Here is a 23,207-nt window from a genome sequence, read left to right as displayed (position 1 = left end):
TGTTATGGTCATTATATCCGTCTATTTACGGACAGGCAAGCTTGGCAGGTTTTGGGCTTTAAAAGACGTCTTTAACAAGCGGTCTTTAATCGGATGGGTGTATCCATCGAGGGAAGTATGGGATAATTTTGGAGAGAGAAAACAGAAGGCGACCTCACGGTCGCCGGTATGACTGTTATACTGAACATTCTTTCCGGACCTGTGGATTCCAGGGCAGGAGTTGTTCGATGCCTTCGGATCTTTGTTGTTATGGTCATAATATCCGTCTATTTGCGGACAGGCAAGCTTAGCAGGTTTTGGGCTTTAAAAGGCGTCTTTAACAGTAGAGGCTCTTGAAAAACCTACGCTATGCTATGTACAACGTCATATTCATTGTTTTATTTATACACAAAAAAAGGTATAATAGAATTAATTACGTACGTAAAAAGGTGGTTTTTCTATGCATTACTTTTACAGCTTTCCAGCAATAAGAGGTTATCAAGCGAAAAGTGCATTTTTTTCTATAATGTGCCCTTTAGGGCTACTTAGTAAGTTGTTTACATTTTATAATAATGAAATCCCAGAAGAATATCGTGCACAACGTATTGTAAATGAGAAAAGAATCCCTGAAATTAGAGATTACGTGCTAAATAACCCTAATGATTATGTCTTTTCAGCAATTACAGCTTCTATGGATGGAAAGTATGAGTTTATCTCAAGTACAGAAAATGAGAACATAGGTATATTGAAAGTAGACATGGACTGTAATCTACTAATAAATGATGGACAGCATAGAAAAGCAGCGATAGATGAAGCGATTGTAATAAATCCAAAGCTAAAAGACGAATCAATATCGGTAGTATTATTTTTGGATAAGGGTTTGGTACGTAGCCAACAAATGTTTTCAGATCTTAATCATCATGCAGTTAATGTGTCAAGCTCATTAAGCATATTGTATAATCATAGAGACCCTAAGATTGAGTTGACAAAAAAATATTTAGAGCATAATACTAATTTAAAACAGTTTATTGATATGAGTAGTAATTCATTAGCTCAAAAGTCTAATAAGTTATTTATCTTAAGTATATTTCATAACTCATTTATGAATACTATAGGTAATGCTGAATTGTTTGATGGGGAATTAGTGGACTTTGCATTTGGTTATTGGGATGAATTATGTTTAGACTTTAACGAATGGAGTAGCATCTTAAAAAGAGAAGTATCACCGTTTCACTCTCGTCAATCACGTATTTCTACATATGGTGTGGTTTTAGAATCACTAGGTCTACTTGGCTATAGTCTCTACGAAACTAATTTGAATAATTGGAAGAAATATGTTCATCGACTTAATAATATTAATTGGGATAAAAGCAATCGAAACGATTGGCTAAATAGATGTATCCAATCAAATGGGAAAATTACTAAATCCAACAGACAAGTAAAGCTAACCTACAATAGAATAAAAATGTTAGTAGGCTTAAGTTTATCATCATCTGAGATTAAGCTTGAACAGGATTTTGTGAAGGAGAAATAAATGGCGATAAATTACATTTCAGAGTATGGAAAAGAGACAGTTCTTGAGCAAATTTATACGGAAATTCAGTTAGTTTACTTAAATGATTCACGACCGTGGGTTATTGGTTACAGTGGCGGTAAAGATAGCACTCTTACAACAATGCTAGTTATTGAAGCAATATCACGGCTGCCTATAGAGAAAAAACAAAAGAAAATATATATATTATCTACAGACACCATGGTCGAAAATCCGTTAATTAAAAATTATATCCTACGAAACATAGATTTAATAAATAAATATGCGAAAGCAAAAAAGATAAATTTATCAGCAACAATTCTTCAACCCAAAATGACAGAGACATTTTGGACATTACTTTTAGGTAAAGGATATCCATCCCCAAGGCAGAAATTTAGATGGTGTACTCATCGAATGAAGATAAAGCCTATGGATGAATTTGTTGATAAAATCGTAAAAGAGTATGATACGAGTGCAATAGTTGTGCTTGGTGTTAGAAGTGCAGAAAGTAATTCACGTAGGCAATCCATAGAAAATCATTCAGTAGATGGTAAAATTTTAAAAAAACATACCACTAATAATAATGCTTACGTATATGCACCAATTGAAATTCTTTCGAATGATGATGTATGGGCTTGCTTATTGAATTCTACAAGTCCATGGGGTTTCGATAATAACCTACTTTTATCATTATATAGAGATGCATCTGATGAGTCTGAGTGTCCTATCCAACAAGATGTAAATGCTCCATCTTGTGGTCAGAGTAGATTTGGCTGTTGGGTTTGCACAGTTGTTTCAAAAGATAAATCATTGTCGGGATTTATACAAAACGAGTATGATGAACTGAGACCACTTTTAAAATTCAGAAACCATCTAACAGATATAAGAGATAGGGCAGAGTATCGTCAAAACTATCGAATGAACGGATCGATTTATTTTTTAGGTGACGCAAAAGATAGGCGGGGGTTAGGACCTTTTAGCGTTCAAGGCAGGAAGAAATTGTTCCGTGAATTGTTGGAGACTGAAGTAAACTTCAACAAAGCAATTAAAGAATCGGAAGACAAAAGATTTTCTTTAAGCAAAGATGATTACCAACACTTAATCACATATGAAGAAATGGAGATTATTAGAGCCCAATGGATTGAAGAAGGCGACTGGAATGATACGCTCCCTACAATATATGAGGAGGTGACAAAAAAACCATATTTTGAAGGATATGTTAATCAACCTTTTATTAGCAAAGATGATCAAGAGCTTTTGGAATCACTTTGCGAAGAAAATGAGGTGAATGAAGATATTCTTAAGTCCCTCATTGCTCTAGAAAATAAGCATGTAGGATTAAAACATCGACCTGGAATAATTGCATCTATTGATAAAATTCTAAGTCGAGATATTGTGCATGAAGAGTTGGCAGTAATCTACCAAGGAGGACATAATGAGAATAACGAAGGTGACAATTGAAAACTTCGGGATATATAAAGACTTATGCGAATTTCAGTTTAATTATGACCAGAAAAAGAAAGTAACACTATTTAAAGGGAAAAACGGTTCCGGTAAAACTACACTCTTAAACTCAATAAAAACTGCGTTGTACGGATCGATGATCTACGGTAGTAGGAAGAGTGAGAATGCCAAATATGTAAATTTCATAAGCAATGTCTTGAACAAAGATGCACTAAAGAATCCATCTTCAAGGTATTTTGTTGAAATTGCACTTACAGCAAATTTGCAAAAATTTAGCGGAACAATGATTATCAACCGTTCCTGGAAATGGAACAATAGTAAAGTTGTAGAAGAGACTAGTATGTTATGCAACGGTCAAAGGTTATCAATGATTGAAATTGATGAGTTTTTTGATATTTTGTACAGGCTGTATCCACTGGAATTATTTGAACTTTTTTATCTAGACGGGGAAAAAATCGATCAACTAAGTTTTTTTAGTACAGATCTATACTCCTTGATAGAATCATCAATGAATATCGACTTGTTCAAAACATTAAAGAATGATTTAGAAACTTATGCAGTGAAAAAACATAACAATAAAAAATTGGATGATTTGAAGAATGAAAAAAATTATTGCATTGAATTACTTGAAAACATTAAGAGCACAAAATCGTCACTTAATAATGAAGTAGGGAAATTGACTGAAGACGAACACTTAATGAAAGATCAAATAAATAGTATTTCAAAAGAAATTACCGAATCAGATGAAAATTTACCTCAACAAATACAACAGAAGAATTATGAACTGCGTGATCTTAAGAAAAAAATCAACAAGAACATTACGGAAATCTTACCCTTAATATTACTAGAAAAAGAAATTGATCAACTATCGAATCAACTCTCGAAAGAGGAAGAAAATAACATTTCAAGGATAATAAAAAGCACATTTGATGATAATCTTAAAAAATACATTTCAGAAAGCAATAAGTTAAACTTAGATATTATACAATTAGATATTTTATTTAATATTGTTCACGAAAGATTTTCTGGAAATACAAAAATAATACATGAATTAAATCCGAAAGATCTAAGAGATCTACAAATTCTTTTTGCTAGACTTTCGGCTGAATCAAAAGAAGAAATCAAGGTGGATTTTGAGAATTATATTGCATTACAAAAAGATCAAAAATCTTTAAATGAAAGTTTTTTAAGTTATGATGCAGGAAAAATAGAAAAACTTGTGAAAGAACTTCTTGAATCGAAGAGCAAACTATCAAATATACAGAACAATATAAAACTCCACAATGATAAACTATTTAGTATTGATAAGCAGATTGTGACATTGAGTTCGAAAATCGCTGTCTTAGATGCAGAAATTTGGAAAGCCATTAAATCAGAAAATGTACACAATGTTGTTGGGAACATGAAATATGTACTTGATAAGTACATTGAAACAGTAAAGCAACGAAAAATAGTCGGCATCGAAAAATATGCAAAAGAAATGTTTGAAACCTTAATTAGGAAAAAAGGATTCATTCAAGATATCAAAATAAATTCAGAAGGGGTCTTCCTAGTTACAGGGGATGGAAACAAAATGTTAGTTTCAAACCTTTCTTCAGGTGAAAAGCAGCTATTTGTTTTATCTATCATTTATGCATTATTCAAGGTTTCAGAGAGAAGCACACCCATGATATTTGACACACTATTTGGTCGGTTGGATAAGAATCATCAACAAGAAGTTATGTCAAAATTTATTGCTAGCTGTCCGGACCAAGTTATCATTCTAGCAACAGATTCTGAACTTGAAAACATAAAATCAGAAACCTTAAATGATTTAATTAACACAATTTATTCAATCGATTTAAGTAAAGACTATAATAGAATTGAGATGATATCATGAAGTACAAAATGAATTTGTCAAAAGATGCAGAAGTTTTATTGAGAGGAATTTCTAATAACTTTGGTTTGACGCCCAACATTATTTGTAGGTATGCCTTGATATTTTCTTTGAAAGATGATGGCCCTCTTGATTTTGAAATGGATAATAAGGGTATTGAATTTCAACGCTATACATTAACCGGTGAGTATGATGTATTGTTTCGAGAATTAATTAAAAGCAGAGAAAATAGGCAAATCAACGATGATGACTACTTCAGCTTATACTTAAAAGCACACATAGAGAAAGGATTGCGAATTTTAGAAAACGAAATAAAACTAGTGGGTAGTTTTGATAAATTGCTTTATGAAATGGTGGCTAGGGGAGGAACGATTTAATGTATTATCTGGACCATGCTGCAACTACACCACTTCATCCGGAAGTAATCAGTGTCATGATAAAATATTTGCAAACGGATTATGGGAATCCGTCAAGTAAATATTATCCTCAAGCTATGTCGGCCTCTAGCGCATTAAAGGAATCAAGAAAGTGTGTTGCTGATTTACTGAACTGCGATCCTGAATTTATTCTATTCACTAGTGGTTCAACTGAAAGCAATAATTTCGTACTTAAGGGTGTAGTAGAAAAATATCGAAACAAGGGTAATCATATTATCACTTCAAAAATTGAACATAAGTCAATCATTGAAACATGTAGACATTTAGAGAGATTAGGAACTAAAGTCTCTTACTTAAGTGTGAACTCTGAAGGACATATAGACCTGAATGAGTTAATTAGCTTGATCAATGAAAGCACTTTAATGGTGTCCTTGATGTGGGGAAATAATGAAATAGGTGTAGTAAACGACGTAGAGCAAATTTCTCGTATTTGTCATGAACGTGGTGTTTTATTTCATACAGATGCGACTCAAGTTGTGGGTAAAATTGAGATAGACTTGAAGAAAACTAGCCTTGATTTCTTATCTATATCGGCACATAAAATTGGCGGCCCCAAAGGGGTGGGAGCTGTGTTCGTAGGTCCAGACGATCTAGGATTACGTCGAAGAATTCCTTCATTAATGGATGGAGGGGATCAAGAGTATAAAATGCGATCTGGAACTCAAGGTATGCATAATATAGTCGGGTTTGCTAAGGCTTGTGAAATGGCTAAGGCAAACTTAAAGGAAAATAATATGAGATTACTCCAGCTTGAAAAAAAGTTTAAAGAAATTCTAGTTAGCAAATGTCCTGGCGTCAAATTTAACGGAGATCAGATAAATAAAATACCTGGTTTACTGAGCATATCAATACCAGGTATTAATAATGAGTTGCTGTGCAAGCAAATTTCAAATCAAATAGCTATTAGTACTGGAAGTGCTTGTAGTATCGGTGAAAAAAGTCATGTATTGGAAGCGTTAGATTTAGCTGATAGTACTTCAACGATTCGAGTCTCTTTGCCTGCGGATTTGGATAATGTTGAAGAAGTAGCAAGTATACTACTTCCTTATATTTCTTTATCGTAGGGAAGTTCTTCAGGAATTTCTTGATTATCCCCCGACGCTGCGGTACACTAAAGACAACTAAATTGGGGTTATTTGCACAAAATCGCCGGGGGGACATTTTGGTTCTCTTGGCGTTTTTTCTTTTTCCCCAAATCCGTTCATGCGGGTTTACGGGTTTGTGTTATAATAGGGAATGAAAAATGCAGTGAAAATACAACGGGATTTGGGGGGGAAAGTTAAACCCATTCCGGCTCAAGGTGATCCGTTGGGAAGCAAGCACGGACGGCAAATTATGCCGCATTTTTGCGCGTCCGAATACCGTATTTTTCGTCATCTAAAGGTCATCCGTTCCGTGAGTTCTTTTGAGAATTTTGGGAAGGGATCACCCAGAAACATCCAAGCTTCCACCGGGGGGAAGGAAGCCCAGGCAGTACTTGTTCGTCGAGATGTCAAACCGATCGCAGGACTGAACTTTGGTAAATTCGCTCAGCGAGGTTTACCGAGCGCTGTCCCGAAAGAAAGCAAGGAGAAGGGATCATTTGGAAAATCAGAGAACGAAGGAAAACCCCCTCATCATGGGGAACTTGAACACGACGAGAACACAGAAGTCGGAACTCTTTGAAGAGCTGATGAAGTACCGGGTAAAGAAGTGTGAGACCATCATCCGTCTGCACCGGACCTTTCAGCAGCCCGTGATCACACTCCGGGTCAATTACCCCGGAATGAACAAAAGCAATGCCATCACCCGTTCGGTCATTGCCGAAGTCGCAGAGGCCTTTGAAGCCATCATGAAAAACAAGGTCGTCAAGAAAGAACCTTGTGAAACCCCGGAAGGCCCCACCATTTTCTACGTGGTGAAGGGGGATGCTCCCACCCTGAAGGAAAACACGATCTACCTGGAACAGCACCATGACCTGGGACGGTTTGCGGACATCGATGTCTTCGATGTGGATGAGGAATACCCCATCAGCCGCATGGAGCTCTCCTATGAGCCCCGCACCTGTTTTCTCTGTAAAGAGCCTGCATCGGTCTGTACCCGGGAAAAGCGGCACACCCAAGAAGAACTTATTGCCTTTATTGAGGAGCACGTCACCGGCTATCTGGAGAAGAAAATCCAGCCCTAGGACGGCCGTGAACTGCCTTGAATCAGACAGCAATTTAAATTTGGAGGGAAAAAATGAAAATCGGAATACCAGCATCAAGAGGTTATGCCATCGGACAAGCGTACATCAAGAAACATGTGGAGCTCCACATCACTTCTGACACGCCAAAGGATCTCCTGGCGGAAAAGGAACTGCTGCACAAAGCTGCAGAGCAGTCCAAAAAGCAGCTGGAAAAAGTGAGGAAAAAAGCGCTGGAATCCATGGGTGAAGAAAAAGCCATGGTCTTTGACGCCCACCTCATGCTCTTTGATGATCCGGAATTCATTGGGGCCATTGCCAGCGAGATCGAAGGCGGAAAGAACGCACTGAAGGCCACTCAGGATATCATGGACAGCTACGTGGCGATCTTCGAGTCCATGGATGATGAGTACATGCGCGAACGTGCCGCAGACATCAAGGACGTGGCCAAGCGTCTCATGAACAATCTGGCTGGCATTGACGACAGCTTCAACATTGAAGACACCAACACCATCGTCATCGCCCATGATCTGACCCCTTCCGACACCGCACAGCTGGATCGCTCCAAAGTTATCGCCTTCCTGACGAATATCGGCGGAAGAACCTCCCACAGCGCCATCATGGCCAGAACCCTGGAGATTCCTGCCGTGGTGGGTCTGGGCGACATCACCGAGACTGTCTCCAATGGGGACATCCTCATCGTGGACGGCATTGAAGGCAAGGTCATCGTGGATCCCGATCATGAGACTGTGACCAAGTATGTCCTGCTTCAGGAAGCCTACAACAAGGAAAAAGAGGAGCTGAAGAAGCTCGTGGATACCGAAGCCCGTACCAAGTCCGGCAAGCGCATCGACGTGGCTGGAAATATCGGCAAGCCTGAAGATGTCCACAAGGTGATTGAAAACGGAGCCGACGGCATCGGACTCTTCCGTACCGAGTTCCTCTACATGGACCGGGAAGAGATGCCTACAGAAGACGAGCAGTTCGAATCCTACAAATACGTCCTGGACAAGATGGAAGGCAAGCCTGTGGTCATCCGTACCCTGGATATCGGTGGCGACAAGCAGCTGCCCTATCTGGTCATGCCCAACGAGATGAATCCCTTCCTGGGCTATCGGGCCATCCGTCTCTGCCTGGACCGCACCGACCTCTTCAAGATCCAGTTGAGAGCGCTGCTAAGAGCCTCCGTATACGGAAACCTCAAGGTCATGTTCCCCATGGTATCCTCCCTGGACGAGTTCCTGAAGTCCAAGGAACTGGTGGAGGAATGCACCCAGGAGCTTTTGGCTGAGGGCCATAAGGTCAGTGAATCCATTGAATGGGGCATCATGGTGGAGATTCCCTCCGCCGCCGTCATGGCCGATGAACTGGCCAAGTATGTGGACTTCTTCTCCATCGGCACCAATGACCTCATCCAGTACACCCTGGCGGCAGACCGCATGAGCGAGAAGGTATCCTACCTCTACAACCCCATGCACCCCGCTGTGCTGCGTCTCATCAAGATGACCATCGACGGCGCCCACTCCCAGGGAAAATGGTGTGGAATGTGCGGCGAAATGGCCGGTGACGAAACCGCCATTGCCACCCTGGTGGCCTATGGACTGGATGAATTCTCCATGTCCGCGTCCTCCATTCTTCGGGCAAAGCAGATCATCCTCGAACAGGAATAACCAAGCTTAATTAGAGAGCGGATGCCGGTGCATCCGCTCTTTTTCGACGATGTAGGCCCCTTTGGCAAGGGTAGACTCTCCCTGGGAGGCAGGGACTTTTGAAGATTTTAGGGATGAATGGTATAATGGACGGGGAAACGGATGAAAGGAGAATGCACATGGCAGAAAAGAAACTTCCCAATCTCACCCAGGCACTGGAGATCAAACGGGTGGCCACGAGCTATTACGGCGATCCCCGGGGCTTCGAGGAAATTCTCTTCCGGACCCGGAACAACCGTTATGTCCTGGTACAACGCGGCGGATCCGAAAGTCCCTATCCGGTGGAGAACATCCAGCAGATCCTCAAGGTTCAGGCCGACGAGTGGCTGCAAAGAAACGCCTGATTCCAGGCGGGAACCTGCGGGTTCCTCCGGGGATGATGTAAACGTTTAGAGTGAGATTTCGGGGAAATGGAGCCCTTGGCCATAAATTTTGTGATACCTCTTTGGGGTATGTGGAATTTACAAAGGCACCCTACAAAATCTGTCGAGATTGTGTATAATGAGAACTATAACGTTGTGAGGAGGAAGATAGATGATTAAGGAAGTAACCGGACTGACCTTTGAAGAAGAGGTGCTTTCCGCAAGTGAACTGGTATTGGTGGATTTCTGGGCTCCCTGGTGCGGACCCTGCAAAATGCTGGCTCCCCTCTTTGAGGAACTGGCTTCGGAAATGCCCGAGGTAAAGTTTGTGAAGCTCAATGTGGACAACAATCCCCAGCAGGCTGCCAAGTACCGCGTAGCCAGCATCCCGACGCTCCTGGCGTTCAAGCAGGGCGTTCCCGTGGGACAGCTGGTGGGTTTCAGACCCAAAGAAGAGCTGAGACAGTTCATCGAAAAGAACAAGTAGACACAAGAATCCGCAGGAACTATCCTGGGGATTCTTTTTATGGGCATTTTGGCAAGAATCCCGGGAAATTCCGCAAATTTTTGGACAAAGAACGGCGGATATACTGTATAATTTAGAATATGCAAGACAATTTACAGCGGGGAGGTGATCGTCGTGGAAACGCTCAATACCATTATGAATACGGTGAAGAACATCAATGTGTCGTCGGTGGTCGACATCCTCATTGTGGCGTACCTGATTTATCGGACCTACAAGCTGATCATCGAGACCCGGGCCGAGCTTCTTCTTCGCGGCATCATCCTCATTCTGCTCCTCATTCCCGTGAGCTATATTTTCAACCTGACCATGGTCTACACCATCATCTCCAAAACCATCACCATCGGCGTCTTGTCTATGATCATCATCTTCCAGCCGGAAATCCGGCGGATGCTGGAGCATATTGGACGCTCCGCCTTCAGTGATCGGCGGGTCCTCCGGGACACGGATCTTTTGGGAAAAGTGGTGGGTGAAATCGTCACGGCGGTGGATAACCTCAGCCAGACGAAGACCGGTGCCCTCATCGCCATTGAGCAGGATACGGGACTGGGCGATATCAGTGAAACGGGCACCCGCATCGATGCCCTGGTATCCACGGCTATTTTGGAAAATATCTTTGTGCCCAACACCCCGCTCCATGACGGAGCGACCATCATCCGGGGCGACCGGATCCTGTCTTCGGGATGCGTGCTTCCCCTCACCGCCAACAAGGACATCAGCAAGAAGCTGGGCACCCGCCATCGGGCCGCTCTAGGCCTCAGCGAAGTCTCCGATGCCCTGGTGCTCATCGTATCGGAAGAGACCGGGACCATCTCCCTGGCCCTTAATGGGAAGCTGGTAAGAAACTATGACAAAGACCGTCTGCAGAAAATCCTCATCAAGATTCTCAGCAGCAAAATTGAAAAGAAACTGACCTGGAAGGAGAGGATCGAAGCATGGCTAAAGAGAAGCGATCGGACATCCTCCTGAAGGTGTTCAGTCTTATCCTGTCCTTTGCCCTTTGGGTCTACATCATCAATGTGGAAAATCCCACCAAGACCATGAAGGTGTATAATGTCCCTGTGCGGCTGGAAAACCTGGAGAATATCTCCGAGCAGAATCTGGCGCTCTTGCCCAATCAGGAGGTCATGGTGACCCTGACGGTGAAAGGACCAGCATCGGAGGTTTACCGCACCGTGGCCAGCAATTTCCGGGTGGTGGCCAATCTGGATGAGCTCGCCCTGAAAAAAGGGGAAAACGAGATTCCCATTGAAATCACCTCCTACCCGTCGGGCCTCGACATCACGCCCAGCAGCAGCGTCAAGGCCAAAATCTACCTGGACAACTATCTGGAACGGGAAGTCAAGATCGTGTCGGAGTATGCCGCATCGCCAGGAACCGGCCATTTTGTCGCCGGCGTCACCATCAATCCCACGGCAGCTACCGTGAAGGGACCAGCGGAGTACGTCAATAAGGTCACCAGCCTGGTGGCTCGGGGAACCAAGGAAAATCTTCAGGAAAACTATAAGGAGATTGTGGCGCTAACCCCCGTGGATGAAAACGGCAATACGGTGAGCAATGTTGTCATCAGCCCCCTCTATGTGGAAGTCAATGTCCTCGTCTACAGGACAAAGACCGTTCCCCTCAATGTGGTCACGGAAGGCACCGTCAATGAAGGGCTCGAACTGAAGAGCCTCACGGTGACCCCCCAGGAGATCGTCATTGCGGGTCCGGATAACCTCCTGGACCAGATCACCAAGATCGATACGGAAAAGATTCTCCTTCGCACCATCACGGAGACCAAGGCGCTTCTTCAGAGCATCATTCTGCCTGACGGCATCACCGCCGTCAACGGGGTGAGCAATGTGACGGTGAATGCAGAAGTGGAGGTCTTTGGCTCCAAGACCGTGTCCAAGAAAATCACTACCCTTGGGCTGGGCGAAGGGCTGGAAGTGGTCCTCAGCACCAGTTCCATCAACATCGTCCTCAGCGGTCCCGAGTCCAAACTCCTGGAGGTGACGGAAGATGTCCTCACCGCGGAGCTGGATCTTTCCAATCTTGCGCCGGGCCAGTACGAGCTCAGCCCCAGGATCGTTCTTCCCGTGGGTCTCGTTCTGGATTCCTATTCGCCCCAGGTCATCTCCATCACCATCCAGGTGAAGACGACGCCCCCTGAACCTTAGCGACAGCATGGAAGCCCTCCGGGGCTTCCTTTTATGGAGTAAATTATGATAAGAATTAATAAAGTGGAACTGCAGCTGGAGGAAAGCCGGACCCAGCTTCCGGAAAAAATAGCCCAGCTGCTTCGGATCAAACCATCGGATCTTCGCTCCTGGAAAATCCTCAAGGAGTCGGTGGATGCCCGAAAGGATGACGTGAAGTTCGTCCTCAGCATCGCCGTGGAAACGGAGAAGGAGGAGCTCATCCTCCGAAAGAACAAAAACCCCCAGATCCTCCGAGAGGAGGAAACCCTCCGGACCCTACCCGTACCGGGTATAGAGGATCTTCCCCACCGTCCCGTGGTGGTGGGCCTGGGGCCTGCGGGGCTCTTTGCCGCCCTCACCCTGGCCCGGGCAGGATATGCTCCCCTCGTCCTGGAACGGGGACAAGATGTGGATGCCCGGGACCGGGCTGTGGATGAATTCATGGCCTTGGGCAAGCTCAATCCCGAGTCGAACATTCAGTTCGGGGAAGGGGGAGCCGGGGCCTATTCCGACGGCAAGCTTACCACGCGGATCAAGGATCCTCGGGTAAAGGAGATTCTGGAGGCCCTAGTGGAGGCCGGTGCTCCGGAGGAAATCCGCTACCTCAACAAGCCCCATGTGGGCACGGATCTTCTGAAAGGGGTGGTGAAGAACATCCGCCATGAAATCATCGCCCTGGGCGGGGAAGTGCGCTTTTCGACCAAGGTCACGGATGTTCAGGTAAAAGCCGGAAAGGTGGTCTCCGTCACCGCCGGCGGTGAGGTCATTCCCTGCAGCGTTCTTCTTCTGGCCCTGGGCCACAGCGCCCGGGACACCTATGCCATGCTCTTTGACCGGGGATTTGACATGATCGCCAAATCCATGGCCGTGGGCGTGCGCATTGAAAATGCCCAGCAGCACATCAATGAAAGCCAGTATGGCCGGTTCGCCGGACATCCGGCCCTCCGGGCGGCGGAATATACCCTCACGGCGAAAGCCGCCGATGGCCGGGGCGTCTACAGCTTCTGCATGTGCCCCGGCGGGATTGTGGTCCCGGCAGCCAGCGAAGAGGGGCTTCTTGCGGTCAACGGCATGAGTTACCATGCCCGTGACGGGAAAAACGCCAATTCGGCCCTGGTGGTGGCGGTGAACCCTGCTGACTACGGGGATCACCCCTTAGATGGGATTCGCTTCCAGCGGGATCTGGAGCGAAGAGCCTACCAGGCGGGAGAAAGCCCCTACTTTGCCCCCTGCCAGAAGGCGGAGGATTTCCTGGAAAGAAAGGCCTCGAAAACTTTGGGTGAGGTCCTTCCCACCTACACTCCCGGCATCACCCTGACGGACCTTCACGGGATTCTTCCCCCGGTGGTCGCCCAGGGACTGCGGGACGGCCTGCTGCAGTTCGACCGCAAGATTCAGGGCTTTGCCCACCGAGGCGCCATCCTCACCGGCGTGGAAACCCGAACCTCCGCTCCGGTACGGATTCTTCGGACCCCGGAGCTGGAGAGTACCTCCATACGTGGGGTCTATCCCACGGGCGAGGGCGCCGGCTATGCCGGAGGAATCATCTCTTCCGCCGTGGATGGCATGAAAGTGGCAGAAGCCGTCATTGCCACGTATAGGCCCTGGCACCGATAAAGATCAGAGGATGGAGTTTCCATCCTTTTTTTCATGGCCGTATTTCCATGGCGTACAGTCCTCCGCAGGGTGAAAACGTTTAAAAGGGGTGTTTTCAACCTCCCCGGGTTTCTGCTATGATGAAAGTGACAGAATTATGGAGGAGGGAACTGCTTTGAAATATGTCCTTGTGATTAATCCTGGATCTACATCCACAAAAGTCGCCATTTACAGCACGGCCTCGGTGGAGATTCACACCACCATGGTGGAGCATCCCAGTGAGGAAATTAAAGGCTTTGACCGGATACTTGATCAGGCGCCCCTGCGAAAGAATGCCATCGTCCAGGCCCTTCGGGACCGGGGCATCCGGAAGGAAGACATTGCCGCAGTGGCTGGACGGGGAGGACTTCTTCGGCCCATCCGGGGCGGCACCTATCTCGTGACGGAATCGATGCTGGATGATCTGCGGGAGGCGGTTCAGGGCGAACATGCGGCCAACCTGGGGGCTATCCTGGCCAAGGAAATTGCCGATGATGCCGGCGTGAATGCCTACATCGTGGACCCGGTGTCCTGTGACGAACTGGGGGATTTGGCCCGGTTCACCGGCCTCAAGGGGGAGGAGCGGGGATCCCTTGCCCATTACCTGAACATGAAGGGCGTGGTGCGGAAAATCTGCCGAGAACAGAACTTTGACTTCATGCAGGATAACTTTATTGTGGCCCATCTGGGGGGAGGCTTCTCCATCGGGCCTGTGGAAAAGGGAAGGCTCATCGATGTGAATAATGCCAACCACGGCGGTCCTTTTAGCCCCGAGCGAGCCGGGACGCTCCCCCACGGCATCCTCTTAAAGTATGCCTATTCCGGGGAATACGACCTGCGGGCGCTTCTGAAGCTCCTGCAGCGCAATGGGGGCCTCGTGTCCCATCTGGGGACCAGCGATGCCCGAGTGGTGGAGCGGCGAATCCATGATGGGGACGAGTATGCCCAGAAGGTCTATGAGGCCATGGCCTACCAGATCGCCAAGGAAATCGGCGCCAGCGCTGCTGTCCTCAAGGGGAAGGTGAAAGCCATCCTCATCACGGGAGGCTTGGCCTACTCCACCATGATGACCGGAATGATCCGGGAGTATGTGGAATTTATCGCCCCGGTCTTTGTGGTCCCGGGGGAATATGAGATGAAAGCCCTCTATGAGGGGGTGCGCCGTGTCCTCAGCGGAGAAGAGGAGGCGCTAAGCTATGAGGAGGAAGTATTGAAATGAAGAGTTTTGAGGAAATCTACCAGCAGGTGACCCTCCTGGGGGAAAAGAAGATTCTGGCCGTGGCGGCAGCAGAGGACGAGCCGGTCCTCCACGCCGTGTTGAAGGCCAAGGAGCTGGGCCTCTGCGAGGCCATTCTCGTGGGGGATCCGGAGAAGATTGAAGCCCTGCTGGAAGTCCTGGGCCAGGCGAAGGCCTTTCCCATCGTAGCGGAAAAGGATCCCGCCGAGGCAGCCAAGGTGGCTGCGGAACTGGTGCGAAACCACAAAGCCGATATCCTTATGAAGGGCATGGTGGACACCAAGTCCCTGTTAAAAGCCGTGCTGGACAAGGAACGGGGATTGCCCTCGGGCAGCCTCATCAGCCATGTGGCGGCCTTTGAGCTGCCGGACTATGACCGTCTCCTCTTTGTCACCGATGCAGCCATGAATACCTATCCGGCGCTGAAGGAAAAGCAGGGGATCCTCAGCAATGCCGTGGCCTTTGTCCAGAGCCTGGACATTCCCGTGCCCAAAGTGGCGGTGATCTGCGCCGTGGAAGTGGTGAATGACGCCATGCCCGCCACCATCGATGCTGCCATGCTGGCGAAGATGAATGACCGGGGACAGATCAAGGGCTGCCTGGTGGACGGGCCCTTAGCCCTGGACAACGCCCTCAGTGTGGAAGCAGCAGAACATAAGGGAATTAAGAGCCCCGTGGCCGGCTATGCGGACATTCTCCTCATGCCCAATATCGAGGCGGGCAATGTGCTCTACAAAGCCCTCACCTATACCACCGCCAGCAAGTCCGGCGGGGTCCTCCTGGGCGCCAAGGCGCCGGTGGTGGTCACCTCCCGGGCAGACCATTTTGAAAGCAAGGTCAATTCCATCGCCATGGCGGTGCTTCATGCCGCGAAGAACCAGAAGGAGGCAAAATGAGCAGATTACTCATCATCAATCCCGGATCCACATCCACAAAAATCGGTGTCTACGAGGATGCCCTGGAGGTGAAGTCCTTCACCCTGCGCCATGAGGCGGAGCTTCTTGGTGCCTACGAGAAGGTCATCGATCAGCTGGCCTGGCGTACCGAGGAAATCAAACGAATCCTCCGGGAAAATGGCATGCCCCTGGAGGCCTTCGACGCCTATGTGGGCCGCGGGGGACTTCTTCGTCCCATGGAAAGCGGCACCTATCGGGTCAATGAAGCCATGCTGAAAGACCTGCAGGAAAGTGCCCGGGGCGAGCATGCCTCAAACCTGGGCGCCCTCATCGCCCATGCCCTGGGGGAGGAGTATGGCAAGGAGGCCTTCATCGCCGATCCCGTGGTGGTGGATGAGCTGGAGGACATCGCCCGGATCTCCGGACTGAAAGAACTGGAGAAGATCAGCATTTTCCATGCCCTGAACCAGAAGGCCGTGGCCAAGCGCTACGCCAAGGAAAAGGGGGAAAACTACCAGAACCTCAACCTCATCGTGGTCCATCTGGGGGGCGGCATCAGCATCGGTGTCCATGCAAAGGGCCGCGTGGTGGATGTGAATAACGCGCTGAACGGGGAAGGCCCCTTCTCCCCGGAGCGCTCCGGCTCGCTCCCCGTGAGACCCTTGGTGGAGCTTTGCTTCAGCGGCAAATACACCAAGGGGGAGATCCTCAAGATGATCACAGGCAAAGGCGGATTCGTCTCCTACTTAGGCACCAATGATGCCCGGGTGGTGGAAGAGCGCATGAATCGGGGGGATGCGGAAGCCAAGCTCATTTATGAGGCCATGGCCTACCAGATCGCCAAGGAAATCGGCGGGGCGGCCACGGTGCTGAAGGGCAAGATCGATGCCATCCTCATTACCGGCGGCATCGCCTATTCTCCCGTCATGGTGGGACTTCTTAAAGAAAGGGTGGCCTTCCTGGCGCCCGTCGTGATCTACCCCGGCGAAGATGAGCTTCTGGCCCTGGCCGAAGCGGCCAGCCGTGTGCTCCACGGGGAGGAAGAAGCCCGGGTCTACGGCAGTGCAAAATAATTGCCAAATCCGAAAAATTCTTGAATTGTAAAGGTATTCAGCATTTATTCGCAGTAAAACCCCAGATGGATTGACAAATTTCTGCACAGAAATCCAACAATTCATTAAACTTCGGTGAGAAGCCGGATTTTGTCATGAATCTGGAAATTCGATTCCTGGCGGGTTTTCGACTAGAATAGAAGTAAGACCATAAAGTCAGGAGGTATGCCCTTGGAACGGATCACCATCATCACCGGCCATTTCGGCAGCGGAAAGTCGGAGATCACGATCAATTTGGCCCGAAAGCTTCGGCAGGAGGGGAAAAAGGTCGGCATCGTGGACATCGACATTGTCAATCCCTACTTCTGTATCCGGGATCTGAAGGAAGATCTGGCCAGAGAGAACATTGAGGTCATCTCGGCAAAGCCGGAATGGTCCAATGCGGAGCTCATGGTGGTGCCGGGAGAAGTCAGCAGCATCTTTGTGCGGCATGACACGAATTTTCTTCTGGACATCGGCGGCGACGACCAGGGAGCCCTGGTCCTGGGGCAGTACCGGGCGGATTTCCAAAAGACACCCTACAGTCTCTACTTTGTGGTGAATACCGCAAGGCCGCTGACGCCTGATGAAAAGGGCATCCGGGAGTACATCTTGAGCATTGAGCGTTCGGCCCGGCTGAAGGTGACCCATCTCATCGCCAATACCAATCTTTCCGACGAAACCACAGTGGAGGACGTCCTGAAAGGGGATGCCGTCGTTCACAGCCTGGCCCAGGAGCTGGGCCTGGTTCACCGTTATACGGTGGCTCGGCGGGATCTGGCGGAGGATCTTCAGGGAAAAACCCTGGGAGAGCTTCTGCCCATCGACATTTTCATGAAGAAGCCATGGAGCTAAAAGAAGGGGGAAAACACATGCCAAAAGTTGTATTCAGGGAAGAACGGTGCAAAAGCTGTGGCCAGTGCGTCATTGCCTGTCCGGTGAAGATCATCAGCTTCACGGACCGGATCAATGAAAAAGGGTATCGCCCAGCAGGGATTCCGACAGAGCTCATGGACAAGTGCATTGGCTGCACCTCCTGCGGCAGGATGTGTCCGGATCTCGTCATCACCGTGTATAAATAAGGGGGAGAAAAGATGAGCGAAAAGGTACTTATGAAAGGCAACGAAGCCATCGGCGAGGCGGCCATCCGGGCCAACTGCCAGTGTTTCTTCGGCTATCCCATCACGCCACAGACCGAAGTGGCGGCCTATATGGCCAAGAAAATGCCCCTGCTGAACCGTGTTTTTCTGCAGGCGGAAAGCGAAATTGCGGCCATCAACATGGTGTACGGCGCCGCCGGCACCGGTGTCCGCTGCATGACCAGTTCCTCTTCTCCAGGACTCAGCCTGAAGGCTGAGGGAATCTCCTACATCGCTGGAGCGGAACTGCCCTGTCTCATCATCAATATCGTCCGCGGAGGCCCAGGCCTTGGCGGAATTCAGCCTGCCCAGTCCGACTACTTCCAGGCGACGAAGGCACCGGGTCATGGAGATTTCAACATGCCCGTCTATGCACCTTCCTCCATCCAGGAGATGGTGGACCTCATTCAGGAAGCCTTCGACGTGGCCGATCAGTACCGCACGCCGGTCATGGTCATGGGCGACGGTATGCTGGGTCAGATGATGGAACCGGTGGAATTCAAGGAAAGAAGCGGCAGAGCCCTGCCGGAGAAAACCTGGGCAGCCAATGGAAGAAATGGCCGAGCCCAGCATAATGTCATCAACTCCCTTTTCCTGAAGAGCGATGCCCTGGAAGGACATAACCGCAAGCTCCAGGAAAAGTTCAGGGAGATCAAGAAGAACGAAGTTCGCTATGAACTGATGAACACCGAGGACGCAGAACTGATCCTGGTGGCCTATGGCACCACGGCCAGAATCTGCAAGAACGTCATTAAGCTGGCCAAGGCCAAGGGCGTGAACCTGGGTCTCATCCGTCCCATCACCCTCTGGCCCTATCCGGACCAGGCCTTTGAGGAAACCCTGGACAAAACGAAACTAGGGTACCTGGTGGTGGAAATGAGCGAAGGACAAATGGTGCAGGATGCGAAGCTGGCAGTGAACGGTAGAAAGCCTGTGCATTTCTACGGCCGCTCCGGCGGCATGGTGCCGTCACCCGAGGAAATTCTGAATAAAGTCATGGAAATCAGGGGAGGGAATCAGTAATGGAACAGCAGGAACGAACAATTCTCTTCCAGCCCACCAAGGGGCTGCTGGATGTCCCCACCCATTATTGTCCGGGATGCACCCATGGCATCATTCACCGGCTCATCGGCGAGGTGCTGGAGGAACTGAACATCGTGGACAAGACCATCGGAGTGGCCCCTGTGGGCTGCTCGGTGCTGGCTTATGAATACTTTGCCTGCGATATGTTTGAAGCTGCCCACGGCCGGGCTCCGGCAGTGGCCACGGGCATCAAGCGGGCCAATCCCGACAAGATCGTCTTCACCTACCAGGGCGACGGCGACCTGGCCGCCATCGGCACTGCGGAAGCGGTCCATGTGGCTGCCCGCGGGGAAAAGATCGTGACGATCTTCGTGAACAACTGCATCTACGGCATGACTGGCGGCCAGATGGCCCCCACCACCCTGCCGGGACAGAAGACGGAAACCTCACCCTACGGTCGCGATGTCAATATCCAGGGCTACCCCATCCGCTTCTCGGAAATGGTCGCCCAGCTGGATGGCTCCTACTATATTGAGCGTGTCTCCGTGGATAAGGTGGCTGCCGTGGCCAAGGCCAAGAAAGCCATCAAGAAGGCCTTCCAGAATGCCGTGGACGGCAAGGGCTTCAACCTGGTGGAAGTGCTCTCCATCTGTCCCACCAACTGGGGACTGAGCACGGAGGAAAGCCTCCAGTGGCTTCGGGATAATATGATTCCTTATTACCCCCTGGGCGTAAAGAAGGATCTCAGCGTAGAGGAGGCGAAATGATGACACACGAAATCATCTTTGCAGGCTTCGGCGGACAGGGCATCCTGTCCATGGGCAAGTTTCTGGCCTTTGGCGGCATGGTGGAGAACCTCAATGTCTCCTGGTGCCCCAGCTATGGTCCGGAAATGCGCGGAGGAACGGCCAACTGCTCCGTGATTCTCTCCGATGAGGAAATTGGTGCCCCCATTGTGACAGCACCGGATACCCTGGTGGTCATGAACCGTCCTTCTTTGGACAAGTTTGAGACCACTGTGAAAAGCGGAGGAACCATCATTCTGGATTCCAACCTGGTAAACCGGGAAGTCACCCGTACCGACGTCACCGTCATCCGAATTCCCGCCCAGGACGAAGCAGAGGCCATTGGATTCAAGACCATTGCCAACATGATTCTTCTTGGAGCTTTGGTGGACAAGACCGGGGTCATCCCCATGGCTTCGCTTCTCCAGGCCCTGAAGGAACATGGCAAGGAAAAGTTCTTTGACATGAACAAGCTGGCCATCGACAAGGGCATCGAGTATGCCCGAGATAGCGTAAATTCCGAGGTTATGGCATAGTCCGACCTCTATGGTTTCAGAGAGAGCGTGAAGACGCTCTCTTTTTTTACGGGGAGGTTTGTTTCGCGATGATCCCAAGGAAGGGGATACAGGAAGAAAATCCACAGGGTTGTTATGCGCCGGGCAAAATCTTCAAGGCATTGATAAATTCTTAATAATCGCGAAACAGGGCTATATTTCGGGAGAAAAGTGAAGCAGAAGTTACAAAACATCCCTAAACAATTCATCATAACCCTCTTTACAGCGTAACAATGTTATGTTACACTAACGGCGAAGGGGTGAGAAATATGGATGAACTGATTTCCAAGAAGGATTTGCTCGTGGAAGCCAATATCTCCTATGGACAGCTCTACCGCTGGAAGCGGAAGAAGCTGATTCCAGAGGACTGGTTCATGAAGAAGTCCACATTTACGGGTCATGAGACCTTTTTCCCAAAAGAAAAAATCAAGGAGCGAATCCAGCAGATTCTGGAAATGAAGGACGATGTATCCCTGGATGATTTGGCCGATAAGTTCTCCTCGGATATTCCGGAGAAGATGGCCTTTTCCCGGGAGAATCTCCTGAAGCTCCAAGTGCTCAGCAAGGAAATCGTTCTTCTGTATGAAGAGATTTTTCGAGACAAGACGGAGTACAGCTTTGAGGATATTCTCTACATGTACATCTCGGAGGATCTCCTGGCCAAAGGAAATCTCAGCATCGAAGATCTTTCCCGAATTCTCCGGATGCTTTCGGAAAACTATGACCGGATCAAAGACAAGGATCCCAGTCTCAGCGTCTACCGGAAGCTGGGGGTGAGTATCGCCATCCTGCATCGGGATGGGGAGATTTTCCAGTCGGACCAACCTCCGCTGGTGAAAAACTATAGCATTCGCAACGCTGTGGAAAGCTTAAAGCTGAAGCTAACCTGATGGAGGGAAGGAACATGGAAAAGAAGGATCTTAATCTGTCCGGGGCTGGAAAGATGACCGGCGGGGAATATCGGAATGTAAAAGTCTCGGGAGCCGGGAAAATTACGTCGGATGTGGTGTGCGAAAGCATGACCATCTCCGGTGCTGTGGATGTGGATGGCAGTGTCAAAGCCGACTGCTGTAAAGTATCCGGGGCCTGTCAGATCCGCGGGGATGTGAAGGCCAGGGAGCTGAAAATTTCTGGGGGCTCCTCCGTGGGGGGAAATCTGGAAGGGGACAAGATCAGCATGTCCGGCGGAATTAAAGTGGGTGGCGATCTGAAGGCCAATGAACTGCGGCTGTCCGGGGACATCCGGGTGGGCAGCGTGGAATGCGAAGAGCTGAAGATGAGCGGAGCCATGCGAGCCAAGGGCGTCGTGAACTGCGAACGCTGTGAAATGGAACTGGCGGGAAAGTCGGAGATGGAAGAACTGGTGGGCAGCACCATCCGCGTCACTGCTGATTTAAACAACGCCCGGGGAATCCTGGGTAACCTGTTGGGATTTGACCGGGGCTCACTGAAGGTGGAAGTGGTGGAGGGAGACGATATCTTCCTGGAAAACACCACCTGCGCCATGGTACGGGGAGCTCAAGTGCGGATCGGAGCCGGATGCCGGATCGGATCCGTGGAGTATACTGACCGCCTTGATGTCCACATGGATGCCCAAGTGGAGCATCAGGTCCAAATATAAGGAGAAAAAACCATGAAAAAGACCATAATGGATCAGGTATATACCGACGAGAGCAGGAACATCCTGAACGCCGGAAGAGTGTTTGACACCAGCAGCATGACTTGGCTGGGCAAACTCTTAAGCCAAAAGGAAAGCAAAGACGATGTCCAGGTTCATGGGAATCTGGCCTTGGAGCGGGAACTCTATCTGGAAAGGACGCTGAACTTCCGTTAATCAAGCACAAGGGGGAAAAGAATGAAGCTTCAGGATGTAAAATCAGCTGGTGACGTGGAGATCTTCGACGGGGAATATGGAAAGATCTCCAGCGCCGGGGATATGGCGATCCGCGGGAAAATCCGTACAGAGACATTGAAATCCATGGGCGATCTCCATGCCGCGGAGGATGTCATCGCCGGGAAGATCCAAATCTATGGGGATGCCGACTTTAAAGGCACCCTCACCGCGGAGGAGACCCAGATCTACGGGGACGCCCGATTCCATAAGGGCGTGAAAATCCAGGACCTGAAGGTCTTTGGCAATCTCCGAGCCCAAATCATTGACGCCGACACCTTCCAGGTCCATGGGGAGCTGGAGGAAGCGGAGGCCCTCAATGCCGAGAAAGCGCTCTTCAATGGGGAGTTCCATGTGAAGCAGAGCATGAATCTGGGCAAAGGGGAGATGAACCTGGCGGGAAAATCCACCGTGAAAGAGATCTTCTGTGAGTCCCTTCGGGTATCCAGCCGGGAATCCGGCTACCAGGGCATATTCGCGGGCCTTGTTTCCCGGGGAAAGGGCGGCACCTTAACGGTGGAGCTCATCGAAGGGGATGAGCTGGATCTGGAAAATACCCACTGCGACACGGTGCGGGGAAGAAACATCCGCATCGGGAAAGGATCAAAGATCCGCCGGGTGGAGTACCAGGAGTCCCTGAAGATTTTTGAGGACGGCGAAGTGCTGGAGAAAGAAGAATTTTAGATTGCATTTTATGGGAGCCCTGGGGCTCCCTTTTCCTTGGGCCT

Annotated in this window: 25 protein-coding genes; all 25 read left to right on the top strand. The window is 49.0% G+C overall.

What is annotated here, in order from left to right:
- Positions 1–439: 439 nt before the first annotated feature.
- The 25 genes from dndB (at position 440) to KCG48_RS11610 (ending at position 23,163) form a co-directional block, all read left to right on the top strand.
- On the top strand, positions 440–1,513 hold the full coding sequence (dndB, locus tag KCG48_RS11730; protein WP_211802392.1) for a DNA sulfur modification protein DndB: 1,074 nt from the start codon (positions 440–442) through the stop codon (positions 1,511–1,513).
- Positions 1,514–2,971: a DNA phosphorothioation system sulfurtransferase DndC gene (gene dndC, locus KCG48_RS11725; protein ID WP_211802391.1), complete on the top strand. Its 1,458-nt coding sequence runs from the start codon at positions 1,514–1,516 to the stop codon at positions 2,969–2,971.
- Positions 2,946–4,853, top strand: coding sequence for a DNA sulfur modification protein DndD (gene dndD / locus KCG48_RS11720; protein ID WP_211802390.1), 1,908 nt, complete (start codon positions 2,946–2,948; stop codon positions 4,851–4,853). The genes dndC and dndD overlap by 26 nt, the downstream gene beginning before the upstream one ends.
- Positions 4,850–5,227, top strand: coding sequence for a DNA sulfur modification protein DndE (gene dndE / locus KCG48_RS11715; RefSeq protein WP_211802389.1), 378 nt, complete (start codon positions 4,850–4,852; stop codon positions 5,225–5,227). The genes dndD and dndE overlap by 4 nt, the downstream gene beginning before the upstream one ends.
- Positions 5,227–6,351 carry a cysteine desulfurase family protein gene (locus KCG48_RS11710; protein ID WP_211802388.1) on the top strand — a complete coding sequence of 375 codons (1,125 nt, stop codon included), beginning with the start codon at positions 5,227–5,229 and terminating at the stop codon, positions 6,349–6,351. The genes dndE and KCG48_RS11710 overlap by 1 nt, the downstream gene beginning before the upstream one ends.
- Before the next feature lie 172 nt (positions 6,352–6,523).
- Entirely contained in the window at positions 6,524–6,952 is a 429-nt protein-coding gene (locus KCG48_RS11705; protein ID WP_211802387.1) for a hypothetical protein, read from the top strand.
- Positions 6,870–7,454 (top strand): citrate lyase holo-[acyl-carrier protein] synthase, encoded by a 585-nt coding sequence (gene citX, locus KCG48_RS11700; protein ID WP_211802386.1) that lies wholly within the window; start codon positions 6,870–6,872, stop codon positions 7,452–7,454. Before KCG48_RS11705 ends, citX begins: the two co-directional genes overlap by 83 nt.
- Positions 7,455–7,507: 53 nt before the next feature.
- The gene (gene ptsP, locus KCG48_RS11695) at positions 7,508–9,121 is read left to right on the top strand and encodes a phosphoenolpyruvate--protein phosphotransferase (protein WP_211802385.1); all 1,614 of its coding nucleotides are present in this window, start codon (positions 7,508–7,510) and stop codon (positions 9,119–9,121) included.
- 158 nt (positions 9,122–9,279) lie between these two features.
- On the top strand, positions 9,280–9,504 hold the full coding sequence (locus tag KCG48_RS11690; RefSeq protein WP_211802384.1) for a hypothetical protein: 225 nt from the start codon (positions 9,280–9,282) through the stop codon (positions 9,502–9,504).
- A gap of 190 nt (positions 9,505–9,694) precedes the next feature.
- On the top strand, positions 9,695–10,009 hold the full coding sequence (trxA, locus tag KCG48_RS11685) for a thioredoxin (RefSeq protein WP_211802383.1): 315 nt from the start codon (positions 9,695–9,697) through the stop codon (positions 10,007–10,009).
- A 153-nt stretch (positions 10,010–10,162) separates the two neighbouring features.
- The gene (gene cdaA, locus KCG48_RS11680) at positions 10,163–11,014 is read left to right on the top strand and encodes a diadenylate cyclase CdaA (RefSeq protein WP_211802382.1); all 852 of its coding nucleotides are present in this window, start codon (positions 10,163–10,165) and stop codon (positions 11,012–11,014) included.
- Complete coding sequence (locus tag KCG48_RS11675) at positions 10,981–12,207, top strand: CdaR family protein (RefSeq protein ID WP_211802381.1); 1,227 nt, start codon at positions 10,981–10,983, stop codon at positions 12,205–12,207. Before cdaA ends, KCG48_RS11675 begins: the two co-directional genes overlap by 34 nt.
- A 42-nt stretch (positions 12,208–12,249) precedes the next feature.
- Complete coding sequence (locus KCG48_RS11670; RefSeq protein ID WP_211802394.1) at positions 12,250–13,845, top strand: NAD(P)/FAD-dependent oxidoreductase; 1,596 nt, start codon at positions 12,250–12,252, stop codon at positions 13,843–13,845.
- Positions 13,846–13,999: 154 nt separating this feature from the next.
- Positions 14,000–15,082 (top strand): butyrate kinase, encoded by a 1,083-nt coding sequence (buk, locus tag KCG48_RS11665; protein ID WP_408004726.1) that lies wholly within the window; start codon positions 14,000–14,002, stop codon positions 15,080–15,082.
- Entirely contained in the window at positions 15,079–15,996 is a 918-nt protein-coding gene (gene ptb, locus KCG48_RS11660; protein WP_211802379.1) for a phosphate butyryltransferase, read from the top strand. The genes buk (KCG48_RS11665) and ptb overlap by 4 nt, the downstream gene beginning before the upstream one ends.
- Positions 15,993–17,069, top strand: a complete 1,077-nt coding sequence (buk, locus tag KCG48_RS11655) for a butyrate kinase (RefSeq protein WP_211802378.1) — start codon at positions 15,993–15,995, stop codon at positions 17,067–17,069. The genes ptb and buk (KCG48_RS11655) overlap by 4 nt, the downstream gene beginning before the upstream one ends.
- Positions 17,070–17,279: 210 nt before the next feature.
- The gene (locus KCG48_RS11650) at positions 17,280–17,942 is read left to right on the top strand and encodes a P-loop NTPase (protein ID WP_211802377.1); all 663 of its coding nucleotides are present in this window, start codon (positions 17,280–17,282) and stop codon (positions 17,940–17,942) included.
- 17 nt (positions 17,943–17,959) lie between these two features.
- Positions 17,960–18,169, top strand: coding sequence for a 4Fe-4S binding protein (locus tag KCG48_RS11645; RefSeq protein WP_211802376.1), 210 nt, complete (start codon positions 17,960–17,962; stop codon positions 18,167–18,169).
- A 12-nt stretch (positions 18,170–18,181) separates the two neighbouring features.
- A complete protein-coding gene (locus KCG48_RS11640; RefSeq protein ID WP_211802375.1) occupies positions 18,182–19,249 on the top strand; it encodes a 3-methyl-2-oxobutanoate dehydrogenase subunit VorB in 1,068 nt (355 codons plus the stop codon).
- The gene (locus tag KCG48_RS11635) at positions 19,249–20,016 is read left to right on the top strand and encodes a thiamine pyrophosphate-dependent enzyme (RefSeq protein ID WP_211802374.1); all 768 of its coding nucleotides are present in this window, start codon (positions 19,249–19,251) and stop codon (positions 20,014–20,016) included. Before KCG48_RS11640 ends, KCG48_RS11635 begins: the two co-directional genes overlap by 1 nt.
- On the top strand, positions 20,013–20,570 hold the full coding sequence (locus KCG48_RS11630; protein ID WP_211802373.1) for a 2-oxoacid:acceptor oxidoreductase family protein: 558 nt from the start codon (positions 20,013–20,015) through the stop codon (positions 20,568–20,570). The genes KCG48_RS11635 and KCG48_RS11630 overlap by 4 nt, the downstream gene beginning before the upstream one ends.
- A 287-nt stretch (positions 20,571–20,857) precedes the next feature.
- Complete coding sequence (locus tag KCG48_RS11625) at positions 20,858–21,478, top strand: DUF4004 family protein (protein WP_211802372.1); 621 nt, start codon at positions 20,858–20,860, stop codon at positions 21,476–21,478.
- A gap of 14 nt (positions 21,479–21,492) precedes the next feature.
- Positions 21,493–22,209, top strand: a complete 717-nt coding sequence (locus tag KCG48_RS11620; protein ID WP_211802371.1) for a polymer-forming cytoskeletal protein — start codon at positions 21,493–21,495, stop codon at positions 22,207–22,209.
- Between the two features lie 12 nt (positions 22,210–22,221).
- Complete coding sequence (locus KCG48_RS11615) at positions 22,222–22,422, top strand: hypothetical protein (RefSeq protein ID WP_211802370.1); 201 nt, start codon at positions 22,222–22,224, stop codon at positions 22,420–22,422.
- A 21-nt stretch (positions 22,423–22,443) separates the two neighbouring features.
- Positions 22,444–23,163 (top strand): hypothetical protein, encoded by a 720-nt coding sequence (locus tag KCG48_RS11610; protein ID WP_211802369.1) that lies wholly within the window; start codon positions 22,444–22,446, stop codon positions 23,161–23,163.
- Positions 23,164–23,207 lie beyond the last annotated feature (44 nt).

The sequence above is a fragment of the Proteiniclasticum sediminis genome (assembly GCF_018128025.1).
Classification (GTDB): Bacteria; Bacillota; Clostridia; order Clostridiales; family Clostridiaceae; genus Proteiniclasticum; species Proteiniclasticum sediminis.
This window is presented reverse-complemented; position numbering and strand designations above follow the sequence as displayed.